The organism is Marinobacter fonticola, assembly GCF_008122265.1.
In the GTDB taxonomy this organism is placed as follows: domain Bacteria; phylum Pseudomonadota; class Gammaproteobacteria; order Pseudomonadales; family Oleiphilaceae; genus Marinobacter_A; species Marinobacter_A fonticola.
In genome coordinates this window covers 2,813,359-2,826,135 of sequence record NZ_CP043042.1, presented here as the reverse complement: position 1 = coordinate 2,826,135, position 12,777 = coordinate 2,813,359, and the positions used below count along the sequence as shown (strand labels likewise).

17 protein-coding genes and 1 tRNA gene are annotated in these 12,777 nt (G+C 58.6%); 2 read left to right on the top strand and 16 right to left on the bottom strand.

Annotated elements, in window-relative coordinates:
* Nucleotides 1-10: 10 nt before the first annotated feature.
* From FXO11_RS12505 to FXO11_RS12445, 15 genes are all read right to left on the bottom strand, one after another.
* Complete coding sequence (locus tag FXO11_RS12505) at nt 11-304, bottom strand: hypothetical protein (RefSeq protein WP_148863280.1); 294 nt, start codon at nt 302-304, stop codon at nt 11-13.
* Nucleotides 294-470: a hypothetical protein gene (locus FXO11_RS20285; protein ID WP_168203166.1), complete on the bottom strand. Its 177-nt coding sequence runs from the start codon at nt 468-470 to the stop codon at nt 294-296. Before FXO11_RS20285 ends, FXO11_RS12505 begins: the two co-directional genes overlap by 11 nt.
* Nucleotides 467-733 carry a hypothetical protein gene (locus FXO11_RS12500; RefSeq protein WP_148863279.1) on the bottom strand — a complete coding sequence of 89 codons (267 nt, stop codon included), beginning with the start codon at nt 731-733 and terminating at the stop codon, nt 467-469. Before FXO11_RS12500 ends, FXO11_RS20285 begins: the two co-directional genes overlap by 4 nt.
* A complete protein-coding gene (locus tag FXO11_RS12495) occupies nt 730-1,026 on the bottom strand; it encodes a hypothetical protein (protein WP_148863278.1) in 297 nt (98 codons plus the stop codon). The genes FXO11_RS12500 and FXO11_RS12495 overlap by 4 nt, the downstream gene beginning before the upstream one ends.
* Complete coding sequence (locus tag FXO11_RS12490; RefSeq protein WP_148863277.1) at nt 1,013-1,432, bottom strand: hypothetical protein; 420 nt, start codon at nt 1,430-1,432, stop codon at nt 1,013-1,015. The genes FXO11_RS12495 and FXO11_RS12490 overlap by 14 nt, the downstream gene beginning before the upstream one ends.
* Nucleotides 1,432-3,555, bottom strand: coding sequence for a tape measure protein (locus tag FXO11_RS12485; RefSeq protein WP_148863276.1), 2,124 nt, complete (start codon nt 3,553-3,555; stop codon nt 1,432-1,434). Before FXO11_RS12485 ends, FXO11_RS12490 begins: the two co-directional genes overlap by 1 nt.
* A 9-nt stretch (nt 3,556-3,564) precedes the next feature.
* On the bottom strand, nt 3,565-3,840 hold the full coding sequence (locus FXO11_RS12480; protein ID WP_148863275.1) for a hypothetical protein: 276 nt from the start codon (nt 3,838-3,840) through the stop codon (nt 3,565-3,567).
* 10 nt (nt 3,841-3,850) lie between these two features.
* Nucleotides 3,851-4,639: a hypothetical protein gene (locus FXO11_RS12475; RefSeq protein ID WP_148863274.1), complete on the bottom strand. Its 789-nt coding sequence runs from the start codon at nt 4,637-4,639 to the stop codon at nt 3,851-3,853.
* A complete protein-coding gene (locus FXO11_RS20280) occupies nt 4,629-4,796 on the bottom strand; it encodes a hypothetical protein (RefSeq protein WP_168203165.1) in 168 nt (55 codons plus the stop codon). The genes FXO11_RS12475 and FXO11_RS20280 overlap by 11 nt, the downstream gene beginning before the upstream one ends.
* Nucleotides 4,797-5,310: 514 nt before the next feature.
* Nucleotides 5,311-5,718: a hypothetical protein gene (locus FXO11_RS12470; RefSeq protein ID WP_148863273.1), complete on the bottom strand. Its 408-nt coding sequence runs from the start codon at nt 5,716-5,718 to the stop codon at nt 5,311-5,313.
* 4 nt (nt 5,719-5,722) lie between these two features.
* On the bottom strand, nt 5,723-6,082 hold the full coding sequence (locus tag FXO11_RS12465) for a hypothetical protein (protein ID WP_148863272.1): 360 nt from the start codon (nt 6,080-6,082) through the stop codon (nt 5,723-5,725).
* Nucleotides 6,083-6,284: 202 nt separating this feature from the next.
* Entirely contained in the window at nt 6,285-6,503 is a 219-nt protein-coding gene (locus FXO11_RS12460) for a helix-turn-helix transcriptional regulator (RefSeq protein ID WP_148863271.1), read from the bottom strand.
* A 97-nt stretch (nt 6,504-6,600) separates the two neighbouring features.
* On the bottom strand, nt 6,601-7,497 hold the full coding sequence (locus FXO11_RS12455; protein WP_148863270.1) for a hypothetical protein: 897 nt from the start codon (nt 7,495-7,497) through the stop codon (nt 6,601-6,603).
* Nucleotides 7,494-8,753: a tyrosine-type recombinase/integrase gene (locus tag FXO11_RS12450; protein ID WP_148863269.1), complete on the bottom strand. Its 1,260-nt coding sequence runs from the start codon at nt 8,751-8,753 to the stop codon at nt 7,494-7,496. The genes FXO11_RS12455 and FXO11_RS12450 overlap by 4 nt, the downstream gene beginning before the upstream one ends.
* Nucleotides 8,754-8,931: 178 nt before the next feature.
* Nucleotides 8,932-9,008 (bottom strand) — tRNA-Arg (locus FXO11_RS12445).
* Nucleotides 9,009-9,119: 111 nt separating this feature from the next.
* On the opposite strand from FXO11_RS12445, the gene FXO11_RS12440 reads away from it, so the two are divergent.
* Both FXO11_RS12440 and FXO11_RS12435 read left to right on the top strand, forming a co-directional pair.
* Nucleotides 9,120-9,833 (top strand): TIGR04283 family arsenosugar biosynthesis glycosyltransferase, encoded by a 714-nt coding sequence (locus FXO11_RS12440; protein WP_227545893.1) that lies wholly within the window; start codon nt 9,120-9,122, stop codon nt 9,831-9,833.
* Nucleotides 9,808-10,461 (top strand): TIGR04282 family arsenosugar biosynthesis glycosyltransferase, encoded by a 654-nt coding sequence (locus FXO11_RS12435; RefSeq protein ID WP_148863267.1) that lies wholly within the window; start codon nt 9,808-9,810, stop codon nt 10,459-10,461. Before FXO11_RS12440 ends, FXO11_RS12435 begins: the two co-directional genes overlap by 26 nt.
* Before the next feature lie 164 nt (nt 10,462-10,625).
* Here the strand turns inward: FXO11_RS12435 and FXO11_RS12430 are convergent, their stop codons facing one another.
* Nucleotides 10,626-12,626 carry a tetratricopeptide repeat protein gene (locus FXO11_RS12430; RefSeq protein WP_148863266.1) on the bottom strand — a complete coding sequence of 667 codons (2,001 nt, stop codon included), beginning with the start codon at nt 12,624-12,626 and terminating at the stop codon, nt 10,626-10,628.
* Nucleotides 12,627-12,777 lie beyond the last annotated feature (151 nt).

Here is a 12,777-nt window from a genome sequence, read left to right as displayed (position 1 = left end):
ATTAATTGGCCTATACCTTTTCGGTACAGTCGGCGTTGATGCTAGTGAATATGCCCGCAGCCTTGGGTGAGAAGGTCGGCTTCGCTCGAAATTCGGCAATCATTCGCGCTTGAAGACTGGCATCGGACTCGCCTGGTTCGCGCATCACGGTGACTGGATCCTCAGCGATTGTTTCGGTCCAGCCGGCAGGCGGTAGGTGCTCGTTGTCGGCGTTCGGTCTGGACACCCAGATGATGGGCAGCTCTTGGCCGACACCCGCATCCTTCTCTATGGCCTCCAGGCGTCTCCACAGTTCACGACGCATCGGTTGGATCCTCCAGGCAGTCGAAGATTGAGTGCGGTGATTTGCTGTGTTCTCCGCCCGCTGCTTCGGCGCTCAGCTCGTCCATCAGATCGCTGATAGCTTTTACCGTGCTGTCCTGGTTGTGCTGCTCCAGGCTGGCGAGGCGGCGTTCAAGATCCCGTTTCATCGCGTGTTCCCCATCGGTCCGATGCCAAAGTAGACCCACAAGCCCCCGACAATGGTCTTCTCGCGGTATAGGCGCTTCATTGTGGCCTTGGCCCTGGCTTCCAGCTCATCGTCCGTTTCGCCTTCCAGGCGCATGACGGTCTCGGGGCCACACTCCCAACCATGGAGGTCGTCGGCCGGCGGTTTAATCCATATCTCGACGCGCTTGGCGTAGGGGCCGCTTTTCTCCAGGGCGGCCAGGCGTCGCTTGAGTTCGCGGTTCATTGGCTGTCGCTCTCCGTAATCGGCAGGAATGTGGGCACGCTGTTGTGGGGCAGTAGAGGTCGGACGGCGTTCATGTGGCGCTCCCGTAGGCTGTCGTCGTCTTCTCCCGGGTTCCTCATCGTCACCACGTCGTCTGCAGCATGGCGCTGAAATCGCCAGCCATAGGTCGGCAGGTCAAGGCCCCGGCCTTCCTTCGAGTTGTCTACGATGGTGATGAATATGGCCTCAATGCCGTCATCGGTCACAAAGCGGTCTTTCTCCAGCCGTCTCAGACGGCGCTCAAGGTCCTTCATCGGTCATGCTCTCCAGTTTCGCGATTCGTGCGGCCAGTTCGTCGATTTCGGTAATTCGAGCCAATGAGGCGATGCCATCCAATAGGGCCTTACCCTGGTCCGGTGGTAACTGGCCATCTGCCACCGCGGCGACAATGGCCCGGCCCTGGTCAGCCAATGGCGCCGCCGGGTCGATCTCAAACCGCACAGCGGCATGATGAGGCCGTAGGGCGGGTAGGGTGCGCTCGATGATGATCCTGCAGGCGTTCAGGTCGCCCTCCTTGGCTGCCTTGAGTACCGCCTCAGCCGCATCGCCCACGCCGGACTCCAGGCGCCGGCGTAGATCGTCGGCGGCCTTGGGACGGCCTGACGGGTTGCCTGATACCCGGGGCAGGAAGCGGCCCCTCTCGTCCCGGTTGCTCGCCACTATCGACCCTTCCTTTTCTGCCCATAGGTGGATTCGAACGTCTTGGAGATCGGGCCGCCACCACGAAAGTCGGCGACGACGATGTCGATCACCTGCCGGCCGTCCGTATCGTTCCGTGATGAGATGTTCCCGGCACGGTCAGGGTTCTCTATCACGTTGATGACTGGTGCCGTGTTCATGCCCTTCTGGACGTCGTCCAACGTCTTGTCGAGCTTGTCGCTGGTCTTCGAGGTGGTTACCCGCTCGCCAGCCTCCAGGTTCCAGGTGCCGGACTTGGGAACGCGGTCAATACCGTCGTGGGCCTGGCCCTGCAGGGTGATCGCTGAGATATTCGAGACAAGGCCGGCAGTGGCGCCGGCAACCGAAGCCATGGCACCAAGGTTAATCGGCCAGGGATTGGCAGCTGCCATCGCGATACCGGTGTTGATGGCTACCAGGGACTGCGCAATACCTGCAGCCTTCTGGAAGGCGAACATCGTGCGGTACAGGTCGGACTGCTCCCCGGCAAACTCCTTCGCCAGATCCGCCATGTTTCCGAACAATTGCTCTGCGGCGCCCAATTGGATGAACTGGCGCGCCTGCTCGAGTTGCATCAACTCCTTGTTTCGCTGCTCCACAGAGGCGGTAACAAGGCGATTCATTTCGGTCTGGTCCTCAATCAGGCCCTGGCGTTCTCCGTCCCGCAGAGCCTGCATCCGGGCCGCGTGCTCCTGCTCGATTGCATAGCGCTGGTCAAGGCTGCGCCTCACGGCCTCGAATTCAGCTTGTTGGGCGGCGATGTATTCCTGGCCTCGACCTTGAGCATCTACCTGCCCGAGAATGGAGTCGTAGGCGTTACCGGTTCCCGGATTTTGGGCCCGAATGCGTGCAAGCTCTGCCTGTCGCTCCAGCTCTGCCTTGGTGTCCGCATCCAGGGCTCGCTTGTTGTAGAGGTCGTTGATTTCCTCGATGCGGCGACGGTACTGCAGCTCGATCCCGAAGCGCTTATCGAGGGATGCCCGCAGATCCTCTGCATCTCGAACATCTTCGATGGCGGCAGGCTTAGGCTTGAAGCCGGAAGCAGCTTCAGCGGCCCGTGTGGCGTCGTCCTGGGCGATCCGCTGTTGGACTAGAGCCTTGCGGCGGTCATCGAGAGACTTAACCTCGCGGTCAATGGCATCGATCCGGCTTTGGGTTGCGAGTGCGGCGACACTGCCGGCTTCCTGCTCTTGCCGCAGCAGGAAAACCAGTTTGAAGCGCTCTTCGACCAAATCCTGAATCTTGTCGCTCAGGTTTTCGATAGGATCGGCCGCACCGAACAGCTTCACCGTGGCATTGTCCAGGCCGGAGGCCAGGCCCTCGATAATCCTGGCGACATTCGATGATGCGTTGGTCGCTTCGTTAAGCCGGCCAATGAACACGTCAAACGAGTTGCCGAACGTCGTTCCTGCTCGCTCGATGGTGCTTTCCAGCTTCCCGAAGTCCCGTTCGATCTTGTCGGTCTGGCCAAGGATCGATTCGAACACATCGTCGGCCAGCAGGTTGCCGGCAAGCACCATTTCCCGGAGCTCACCGGTAGACTTGCCCAGGCCCTCGGCAATCGCCTGAGCCAACCGCGGGGTGTTCTCGATGATGCTGTTGAATTCCTCAGCCCGGACGATGCCACCGGACAGGCTCTGGGAAAGCTGGATAGCGGCGTTGCTCAACTCGGATGCACTGGAACCGCCGATTTGCCCCAGCTGATTGACCGCCTCCACCAGTTCGAGCACTTCATCATTGCTGCGCCCGAGCTCCTGCGCCCCGATCCGGATGCGGTCAAACAGCTCGATGTTCGATTTCAGCGTGGTGCCGGTGTCCTGGGAGATATCGAACAGCCTTTCAGACACCGCTACATAGTCTCCTGTGGCGTCCGTAGCGGCCCTGACGCGGGACTGAAGTAGGGCGAACTCGTCGGCCATCGTGGCCAGCCTGCCCACTGCATTGAGTGTCACGGCGCCGGCCAGGGCTCCACCTGCAGCGAGAAGCGTCTTCCCGACAAGAGCGCCGGCCTTCTCCGTGCGGTCCAGTTCGTATTGGAGCCGGCGGAGCCTGGTCTCCCCCGACTTTGAGTCAATCGTAACCTCCAACCTCGCTCGATAGCTCACAAGCGCCTCCTATTGCACGGCCTGACTGGGGCCGGTGTCGCGTTGGTATTCCGCCTGCGCCAGCTCATAGGCTCGCCCTGGCGTCCTTGCTTCGACGGTGACGGTCTTACCGGTGTCTGGGTCGAATGACAGCATGGTGTAGCTCACCCGGGCATAATCCAGGCTGTAGGACATCATTACCGCAAGGGCTCGGTCTGCCAGGGCACGAAGTTCCACCAGAGGGTGTTCCTCGGTGTCGTGCACCCGGCAATCTGTCATGGGCTGGCGCAGGTCGAATAGAAGCATTTGGCCCCCCTTACGCTGCTTGCAGCATGCGGAAGTCGTTCAGCCATTCGCGCAGGGTGTCGGCGCCCTCGTCGGCCTTCCAAGCCTTTGCTCGAACCGCTGTAGATTTTGCCGAATTGTGGATCTGGCCCAACAGGTCCGCACCGGCGATAGCCGTTCGGATCACGTCATCCCGAACCATCAGTAGGGTGTGCAGGGCGGTGACCGAATCCCGGTAGCTGGTGGCGATGCCTGCGCGGTTGAGTGACTTCACAGTGTCGTCAGTCAGGCCGGAAACAATGGAAGGTCCGCGAAGCACCGCGGCTGTCAGTTCGGAATGCTCCCCTTTACCCATGGCGAGGACCAGCTTCTGGCGCTCCCCTGGTCCAAGGGTGCGCAGGAAGGACCGTAGCTCCTGGTCGCGTAATTCACCGACCACATCGGTCTCTTTGAGCGGCTTCACAGCGGACAGCATGCGCGGCGCGGCCTCTGCTAGGCTCGCCATGCCATTGCTTAGTTCAGAGACGACCGGAGCCACTGAATTGAAATATTGCTCTGCGGAGGCCAGAACGCGTCGGCTCTTGGCTTCGGGTGTCAGGTCGCTATCGGATTTCACATTGCCGATAGCTTCGCCCGAGTTATTGAAAGCCAGTAGGGCGGCCTCTTGTAGCCTGCGCGCGGCGTTCAGATTTCCTCCAGCTCGCCAGATCCCTTGGGGGGTTTCCAACTGGGCGCCGGTAATACTGGGCCAGTCGTATTCGGTGTAATTCAGGCGATGTTCAAGGCCGCTCAGTCGGATCGCGGAACGTTCATTTTGCATGGGTCGCACCTCGTGTTTTTTCCATGATGTTGATCTTGATGAGTTCAGCGGCCGCCAGGGTGTCACCGTTGTCGGCTGCGCTTTTCAGCAGCTCGTAGTAACCGACGATTGCCTTGCTCGTTGGACGTGTCTGTTTGCTGCCTTTGGGGCGTGCCATCGTTTCCACCTCGAACAGTTTTTAACCTACCTACGGTCGAGCGTACCCCAGAAACTGGTTATTTATCCAATTTAATTGGGTGTACTCAAAACGATACGATTTCCGCTGCGTAACTATGCATTCCATAGACGTGTATTGACGTCTTGAATGTGGCGGTAAATAAAAACTACCCAAAATGGCACATATGAACTCAACGACACCCGGCCAAGTGATAGGCCTGTTATTTCCTGCATCCAGGTGGGGAGTTCGTTGTGATCGAGATGATGTTGCGGTGGGGCGCCGGTCGTTTCTCGGATGGCTGATTTCGACCCGCGTGTGTCTTCCCTTCGGTCATTGGGTAGAGCCGGTACATGGTAAATTATAGAGGTGTCCACATATGGACCACGTAAACCCTGAAAACGGCTCTGACTGGTCCACATACGGACCACATAAGCCCAGATTATTAAGGTTAAATGGGTTAACTGGTCCACATACGGACCACGTTGGGTCACATACGGACCACAAGATTTAATTTTCATGCGGCTTTGCTCCAATTCAGATATCGTGCGCTCGGGCCGTTCGTGGGTTTCACTTCGAGCTTCCCGCTGCATTCGTCGATCGGTCGCCAGGTCACAGCGAATAGTGAGCATTGATTGCGGCCTCCCTGCCGGGTCATCTCGATCAGTCCAGAGTCGAGCAATGCTTTCAGGCTCCTGGTGAGGGTGGTCTTCGAGTTCCAGCCGCGGTCCTCCATGACCGAGAATGCTGCGCAAAGGTCGCCGTTGTTCTTCCCGTTGAACTGGGACGCGATATCGACCAACAGCTTGACCTGCCAGCCATTCAGGCTCTTGTAGGCGCGGCTGTTCAGTACGTCCTTGGGAAGCTGGAGAAAGGACCCAATACCTTTCCTCCCAACGTTTCTGGCTCGTCTATCCCTCGGCATAGGCTTACCCCGCCATAGCGAGATAGAGCAGCTCCATGGCCCTTGGAACGGACTTCTCCGCCAGCCGATAGACACCTGGACAGCAGACCTGTCCCTCTTCATTCCTGAAGCACCGGCGTTCGCAGTGGATCTCTAAGCCGCGCTCACGAAGCTGACGAATGTACTCGGGGCCGTTGCTGACCTTGCCGATACGGTCCACTTCCTCGCGGGTCTTGGGCCCAAGGGTGAGGGCGGTCAGGATTCGCCGCTCCCGGGTTAGCAGGCCAGGGGGTTTCCGCTTATACTGGGTCTTGCTTCGGAATGCCTCGTTAAGGTCCGTGACCGGTGTGCCGCCGGTCCGGGCCCGCTTCTTTTTCTCGCTCATCGTGACGCCCTCCGTTCGACATATCGAATCAGCTCATCAAGCGCGACCGCTTTGCAGCCACTGATCCGCTCAATTTGGATATCTCCTCGCGATACAGCGTCTGTGACTTCGCTGGCGGTGATATTCAGCGTTCTTGGTACCTGGGATAGTGCGAGGTACTGTTGGCGCCTTCTGGTAAACCAGCCAGGCTTAACAACGGAGTTCATGCGGAGCCTTCCGGGCGCTGTTCAATCCACGCCTGGATATCGCTTTCGCGCCAGGCAACAGCACGGGGGCCGATCTTTCGAGGTTTGGGGAATAGGCCGTCACTCATCCAGAGGTAGATGGTGGAGCGGCTGAGGCCGGTGCGGTTTTCCACTTCGCGACGACGAAGCAGGCGCTCGGCCCTATCGGTTGGTACTTTCGATGCTGCTGTGTGCATTGCTGATTATCCTCATGCGTTTCTGGAACACATGGGCAGTTAATCAGCGGCTAGGGTGACATTGTCGCAATTGCGCAGCTCGCGGGCGCAATTGCGCTCAATCTTCTAGGTTGCGTACCTCTTTCAGTAGGTTCTCAAGACTGCGCTTACTTGGAATAGAAAGCCCGAGAGAGTCGGCCATTGCTATGACCTGGGCGGCCGCAGTCGAATGCTTGCCAAGGTCGATGTCTTTGTGGTGCTCGCAGAGCGCCCTTATGACTCTGAGGTAGGTCTTCTTCTCTTTGGTAGAGAGCTCTGAACTGCTCGATGTTTGCGAGGCCTCGAAAAGCGCCTCTAATGCTTGAGGTCGAATGCAAAGTATTGATCCGGGCAGCAGATCGGGTAGTCTCACGAGCGCGGCACCCGCTTGTTCAGGTTCAACCAAGCACAATTCAAACGTAGATGTTTCCGTGCCTCTCTCGTCGATCTTAGCGAAGTTTGCGCTAAGTATATTCAGCGGGACAGCTGGATTGAGATCTCTCTCGTCGGTGCATCTCTTCCAGTGGCTCTCGAGGTACTCTTGAGCCATGGTTGTGTAGAGAATGTCCCAAACACCTGGCTGGAGCGCCGACTCTTCATCTATGGCAGCCAGCGCCGGGCCCTCCCAAATTGCGTTCGGATCTGGCTCCTCTGTTTCCCATTTTTTCACCGCCTCATACAGGCGGAGTTGAGATGCGGTCTGCTTTGAAGCCTGGGAAAGGTAAAAAACTTTACCGTCGAAGTCTGGAGGATCAGTCTCAGGTTGCGGCGGCCGTGAGCCCCTCGGATAGAAGTATCCATAAATGCCGGGCACGCGAGAGAACGTTTTTATGGAAAGTGTGAGGTCTCCTGATGCCGCGTAATGGAGTATGTCCCATTCTGTGATGGTCTGTTCTTGACCTGCTATATGATTGAGAAAGGAGGCAGCTTCCGGGATGGTCATCCATTCTTTCGCTTTCAACTTGGCCATTTTCATGCTTCCCTCTTGGCTTTAAACGGAACGACTGAACCGCCTTTCTTCAGATTGTCCAAGTAGTCTGCCCATTGCTGCATCATTGCCGTCCGTTCTTCTAGCCTAGCGGATCGGTTATAGGCGGCGGCAACCTGGTTCCGCTGACGATGGGCAAGCTGCAGTTCGATAACCTCCGGCTGCCAGCCCATCTCATGGAGCAGGGTTGATGCCGTCGCCCGGAAGCCGTGGCCAACCATGGTGTCGCCATCGAAGCCCATCGATCGCAGCGCCGTATTGATGGTGTTTTCAGACAGCGGGCGGCCGGGCTTGATGGCTTCGAATACGTACGGGCGGTGACCGGTGATCCGCTGCAGCACTTCGAGAACCGTTACCGCCTGCTCTGGTAACGGAATCAGGTGGTCCGGTACCTTGCCGGCTCGCTTTGCTCTCAAGGTGCCCTTCATGCGGTGCCCGGGTATGGTCCAAGTCGCGTTTTCGAGATCAATTTCGGGCCATTCGGCTTTTCTCAGCTCGCCAGGGCGAAGGAATAACATCGGAGCCAGTTGCAGCGCCGCGCATGTCGTCGGCTGGCCGGAGTAGGCTTCAATGGCTCGGAGCAGGGCGCCTACCTCCGCCGGCTTGGTTAATGCAGGCCGGTTTGTGGTTGGTGCTGATTTGAGGAGGCCCCGGAGGTCGGCAGCAGGGTCGCGGATCGCCCGGCCATCAGCAATGGCATACCTGAATATCTGGCTGATGCGCTGGCGCATTCTATGGGCGGTCTCGTGCTTGCCCTTGGTCTCCAGCTTGCGCAGCACCTGGAGTACGAGCGGCGGCTCGATATCTGTTGCCGGGATCTGCCCTATGTGCGGGAAGATATGGCTTTCGAGACGACGGCGTGTGACTCTGATTGTGCCGGGTGCGAGTTCGCCTTCTTGCCGCTTCAACCAGTCGTTGGCAATGGCCTTGAACGTGTTCGCCGCTGCGTTGCGATGCTTGGCGCTTTCCGTCCGCCGATGGTTCACTGGGTCGATATTCTGCGCCAGCAGCTTCCTGGCTTCGTCACGCCCTTCGCGCGCATCTTTCAGGGGCACCTCTGGATAGCTGCCCAGGCTGAAGGTCTTTTCCTTGCCTGCGAACCGGTACCGAAACCACCAGACCTTTGACGCTGGCCGAACAATGAGAGTAAGTCCGCCACCATCAGCAAGCTTGCGTTGCTTCTGTCCGTCGGAGGATGCCTTTTTGACGGCACTATCCGTTAATTTATTAAGGGCCCGGCTCACTGGCGTGACTCCTGTGGGTATGCGTGGAGCAGTGCAAATGCGATACCCGCAAGATTACCCACAAATTGCGGGTATATCCAGTGATGTCCTAAGAGTTCCTGTTAGTGCCAGTAAGAGGGCGAATTAGGCGTAAAATCAGGGGTTTCAGGAAGGTATTGGGGTTATCTGGATCGGTTATTGGTGCCCCCGGCAGGACTCGAACCTGCTACCTGTCCCTTAGGAGGGGACCGCTCTATCCAGATGAGCTACGGGGGCGAGAGGTCGGGTATGATACCCAGGGTAAGCGTCTGGCTCAACCGGACAGGTTGGCGGAAGGCGTATCAGCTGTTAGTTTAAGCCCCTTTTTCGATGGAGTTGGAGCTGCCCGTGGTCACGGTCCCTCTGCACGTTTCCTTTGTCGTGCCTGTGCTCAATGAATCCGTTTCGATCGCTGCGGCGCTTGAGGGGCTTCAGGCATGGCGGGAGGCCGGACACGAGGTCATCGTGGTGGATGGCGGGAGCCAAGACAATACGATTTCTTTAGCGGAGCCGCTGTGCGACCGGGTTGTTCAGGCACCCAAGGGGCGGGCCAGCCAAATGAATGCCGGTGCCGCTTTCGCCGGTGGCGAGGTTTTGGTCTTTCTTCATGCAGATACCCATCTCCCCTCTGATGGCATCGAGAACCTGCAGCGGTTCGTTGATAGCCCGGCGGCATGGGGGCGGTTCGATGTGCGGCTTAGCGGTGACCGCTGGCTTTACCGCCTGATCGGCGAGCTGATGAATGCTCGGTCGCGGTTGACCGGAATTTGTACGGGCGATCAGGCCATATTCGTTCGCCGCGCCATGTTTCAGGAGGTGGGCGGCTTCGAACCTTTGCCTTTAATGGAAGATGTTGCGCTCAGTCGCCGGCTGCTTGGATTGTCCCGCCCCTATTGTATTTCGTCCCAGGCGCTGACCGACAGTCGTCGCTGGGAAAAACACGGTCCTTGGAAAACGATACTGCTGATGTGGCGCTTGCGTTGGCGCTATTGGCGAGGTGAGGATCCAGCAACCCTAGCAAGGATCTATTATCCCGATGTCGCTCCCACACCAGACCGCTGATCAGAGCGGTAGCATCCTGCAATTCGCCAAGTGGCCCGAGCCAGGGCGGGTCAAGACCCGGCTGGCTGCGGCCTTGGGCGCTTATGGCGCGATGAACGCTCACATCGAACTCACGTGTACGGTGCTGGGCAATCTTCTCGAGGTGGGCTGCCCCGTCGACTTTTGGTGGGATAAGCCCGAACCCGGCAGCAGGAAGTACGCCGCCCGGATACTGGCCCAACTCGAAGCAAACAGGATCCCTCCGCAAAGCCAGGTGGGGCAGGATCTCGGTGAGCGTATGAGCCACGCCCTGAGCACGACCCTTCAATCGGCGGATCGGGCTGTGATCGTCGGCAGTGATTGCCCGTCCGTTGACCCGAACTATGTTCGCCAGGCGCTGTCCGCGCTTGAGCACAGCGACGTTGTCTTGGGTCCTTCCAATGACGGGGGTTTTGTGTTGATCGGCAGTCGAACGGATTTAGGCGGCGCGCTTGCCGGTATTGACTGGGGAACGGACCAAGCCTTGGCTCAAACGCAGGCCGCACTCTCTGCCGCCGGGTTTCAGGTCTGTCAATTGGAGCCCCGTTGGGATGTGGATGAGCTGGCCGACTGGGAGCTGTTTTGCACCGAGTGGGGCGTTACTGGTTAGGTTGTCATGCAGTACCTGCAAATGTAGCGGGAGCTTCAGCTTCCGGGCAGACCACAGGCCTGCCGTTCATACTCAGGGGGCCCTGGCGGGCCCTCCGATGCCGAAGCGCCGGCTACATTGCCCGGCGTCGCTGATGGCTTGGCTGTCGTTCTGCAGACTACTGTTTAACGCCGCTTCATAAAGTAGAGCGTAAGCGGTTGCCCCAACACACTCTGCACATGACTGCCGGTTGCTTCAGCCTGAAGCTGTCGCTGGACGGGGGGTAACGCTAGGGCATGGCCGTCGCTGTCCTGGGCGCGTACCAGTTTCCAGTCTACTTCATTACTCATCAGTCCCATTAGTCGGCTCAACTGTTCGGCATCCTGAGGGCGGAACCAGCGGTTGTGGCAGCCGCCCAAGCCGTAAAAATCAGTGCTGGCGAGCAACGCTTGCCAAGTGGGATCCTGGGCATTGTTAATCACCATCCGGCGCAAACGGCGAAGTGTTGCGCTGGTTTGCGGTAGTTGATGCTGTGCAATCAGTTGCTGGATCTGGATATCGGCGGTTGTTTGCCCCGCAGCTTCGGTATGCAAGTGCACCACGGCACCTTGCTCGCAGGCATCGTTGATCAATGCGGCCAAAGCGACCTGGCTTGTGTTTCCCGAGGGCAGGCGGCCCATCTCGATCCAATGCACCTTGTGGCCATCGGCAATAAACCGTTTAGCCAGTGACCAAGGCCAGAACACGATATGCTCCAGACCCATCTCCTCGGCGGTGCGTGCGGCCCGGGCAATGTTGGATAGGGACTCGTCGACCGCAATAACCTCAACATCGCTTAGGCTGGCAGCCAGCTCCAACGCACGCTGACCCGACTCCGCACCGCACACCATGATGCGCAAAGTATCTGGCAGACCTTCCGTCTCCAGGCGCAGACGGGATTTCATCAGCGCTTTCAGGCTGCTTTTCGGTCGTGGCGCCAGACGATTCCAGGCCGGCCAAGCTTGGGGCACGTCCGCGGGGGCGAGCGCCAATTCCTCCACCTTCTCCTCGAAGTTCTGCTTGATGGCTTCCTCGGTGGCACGGTTGTAATAGCTTGTGGCCATTAACGGCTGCAGGCCCACGGGCCATTCGATGAGGCTCCACTGGCCCATGCGAACAGCGAATGTCTGATGGAACAACGCGCCGTACATGGCGCTGATCATCAAAGAACCGGCAATCGATGGCATGTCTTCGCCCATGGCGAACTGAGCGTTGATGCTGTCGTCGATGGCTGCCACCAGGCGAGATTCGTCCTCGCCAATCATTAGCGCGTAGCCGGTGCGGTCGACGTAGAGAGCAATGGCTGCAGCAAGGCGGTGGAGTTCGTCTCGCAGCTCAGCGGTGTTCGCCACCTCGGCAAGGACAGCGTAGCGCAGCTGTGTCACGAGCTCTTCGATGGCAGCATCGGGCATGAGTGTCTTTTCCAGCGCGAGCAGCAGAAGCTCATCCTGACCGGCGGCTTCGAGCAACACCTCGGCACTAGGATTGTTCAAATCGTACTGTTGACGCAGTATGCCCGCGACAAACCGGCCTAACTCCTGATGGGGGATGTCATCGCGACTGAGTAACGTGATGGCGTCGTTAGCCAGCTCTTGATCGGCCTGATCCACGTGCAAGTTCGCGGCGCAGGCAACCATGCCGCTGTAGACCGACGGCCAGTTCAGGTTCAACTGGAGCAGCTTGCGATAGTGTAGGTAGGCCACGTCGAACTGTCCGAGCCGGCGTTTGGCGTGGGCGATACCACAAAACGCCGAAGCGGACTGGCGATCACGCTCCAGAGCCTCGAGGAAATACTGCTCGGCAAGCGCTGGCCGCTCGCTGGCCAGGGCCCAGTAGCCGAGATTGCTATATTGCTGGGCCTGCTCCGGATCGATTGCCAGGCTGCGTTGGAACAAGGCCTGGGCTTCGTCCAGGTTACCTTCGTCCATCTCGACGCGGCCGAGGAGCCCCCAGGCTGCAGCGTTGTCTTCGGTTATACCGGTGATCTGAACCAGTAGCTGGCGGCATTCTTCGCGGGCGTCGAGCCGACGGACGTAGCTACTGTTGGGATGGTTAGACTCGCCGTAGGCTGCGTTGGCCTCGAGCAGCAAGTGCGCGATTGCCGTCTGGCTATGCTGGGCTGCCTGTGAATGATGCTGTGCGTACATGGATCACCTCGTATCGCTCATGCCGCTTTTCGACATGGGCGGCAAGAATCTGCAGTTCTGGAATAGGTTTGCAGTGTTTGAGGTGATTAGAGCGAAAGTTGTGCCAGGTTTTGTACGGAATGTTTAACGCGTTATTACTTAAGGCATTTTT

Coding starts and splice junctions, on each gene's coding strand:
- FXO11_RS12480 (WP_148863275.1), bottom strand. CDS start 3,840: ATGCTTCTATTCGACCTGCGCCAGCCCATGACAGATTGCCGGGTGCAC.
- FXO11_RS12455 (WP_148863270.1), bottom strand. CDS start 7,497: ATGAAAATGGCCAAGTTGAAAGCGAAAGAATGGATGACCATCCCGGAA.
- FXO11_RS12430 (WP_148863266.1), bottom strand. CDS start 12,626: ATGTACGCACAGCATCATTCACAGGCAGCCCAGCATAGCCAGACGGCA.
- FXO11_RS12460 (WP_148863271.1), bottom strand. CDS start 6,503: ATGCACACAGCAGCATCGAAAGTACCAACCGATAGGGCCGAGCGCCTG.
- FXO11_RS12470 (WP_148863273.1), bottom strand. CDS start 5,718: ATGCCGAGGGATAGACGAGCCAGAAACGTTGGGAGGAAAGGTATTGGG.
- FXO11_RS12465 (WP_148863272.1), bottom strand. CDS start 6,082: ATGAGCGAGAAAAAGAAGCGGGCCCGGACCGGCGGCACACCGGTCACG.
- FXO11_RS20285 (WP_168203166.1), bottom strand. CDS start 470: ATGAAACGGGATCTTGAACGCCGCCTCGCCAGCCTGGAGCAGCACAAC.
- FXO11_RS20280 (WP_168203165.1), bottom strand. CDS start 4,796: ATGGCACGCCCCAAAGGCAGCAAACAGACACGTCCAACGAGCAAGGCA.
- FXO11_RS12500 (WP_148863279.1), bottom strand. CDS start 733: ATGAACCGCGAACTCAAGCGACGCCTGGCCGCCCTGGAGAAAAGCGGC.
- FXO11_RS12475 (WP_148863274.1), bottom strand. CDS start 4,639: ATGCAAAATGAACGTTCCGCGATCCGACTGAGCGGCCTTGAACATCGC.
- FXO11_RS12495 (WP_148863278.1), bottom strand. CDS start 1,026: ATGAAGGACCTTGAGCGCCGTCTGAGACGGCTGGAGAAAGACCGCTTT.
- FXO11_RS12505 (WP_148863280.1), bottom strand. CDS start 304: ATGCGTCGTGAACTGTGGAGACGCCTGGAGGCCATAGAGAAGGATGCG.
- FXO11_RS12435 (WP_148863267.1), top strand. CDS start 9,808: ATGTCGCTCCCACACCAGACCGCTGATCAGAGCGGTAGCATCCTGCAA.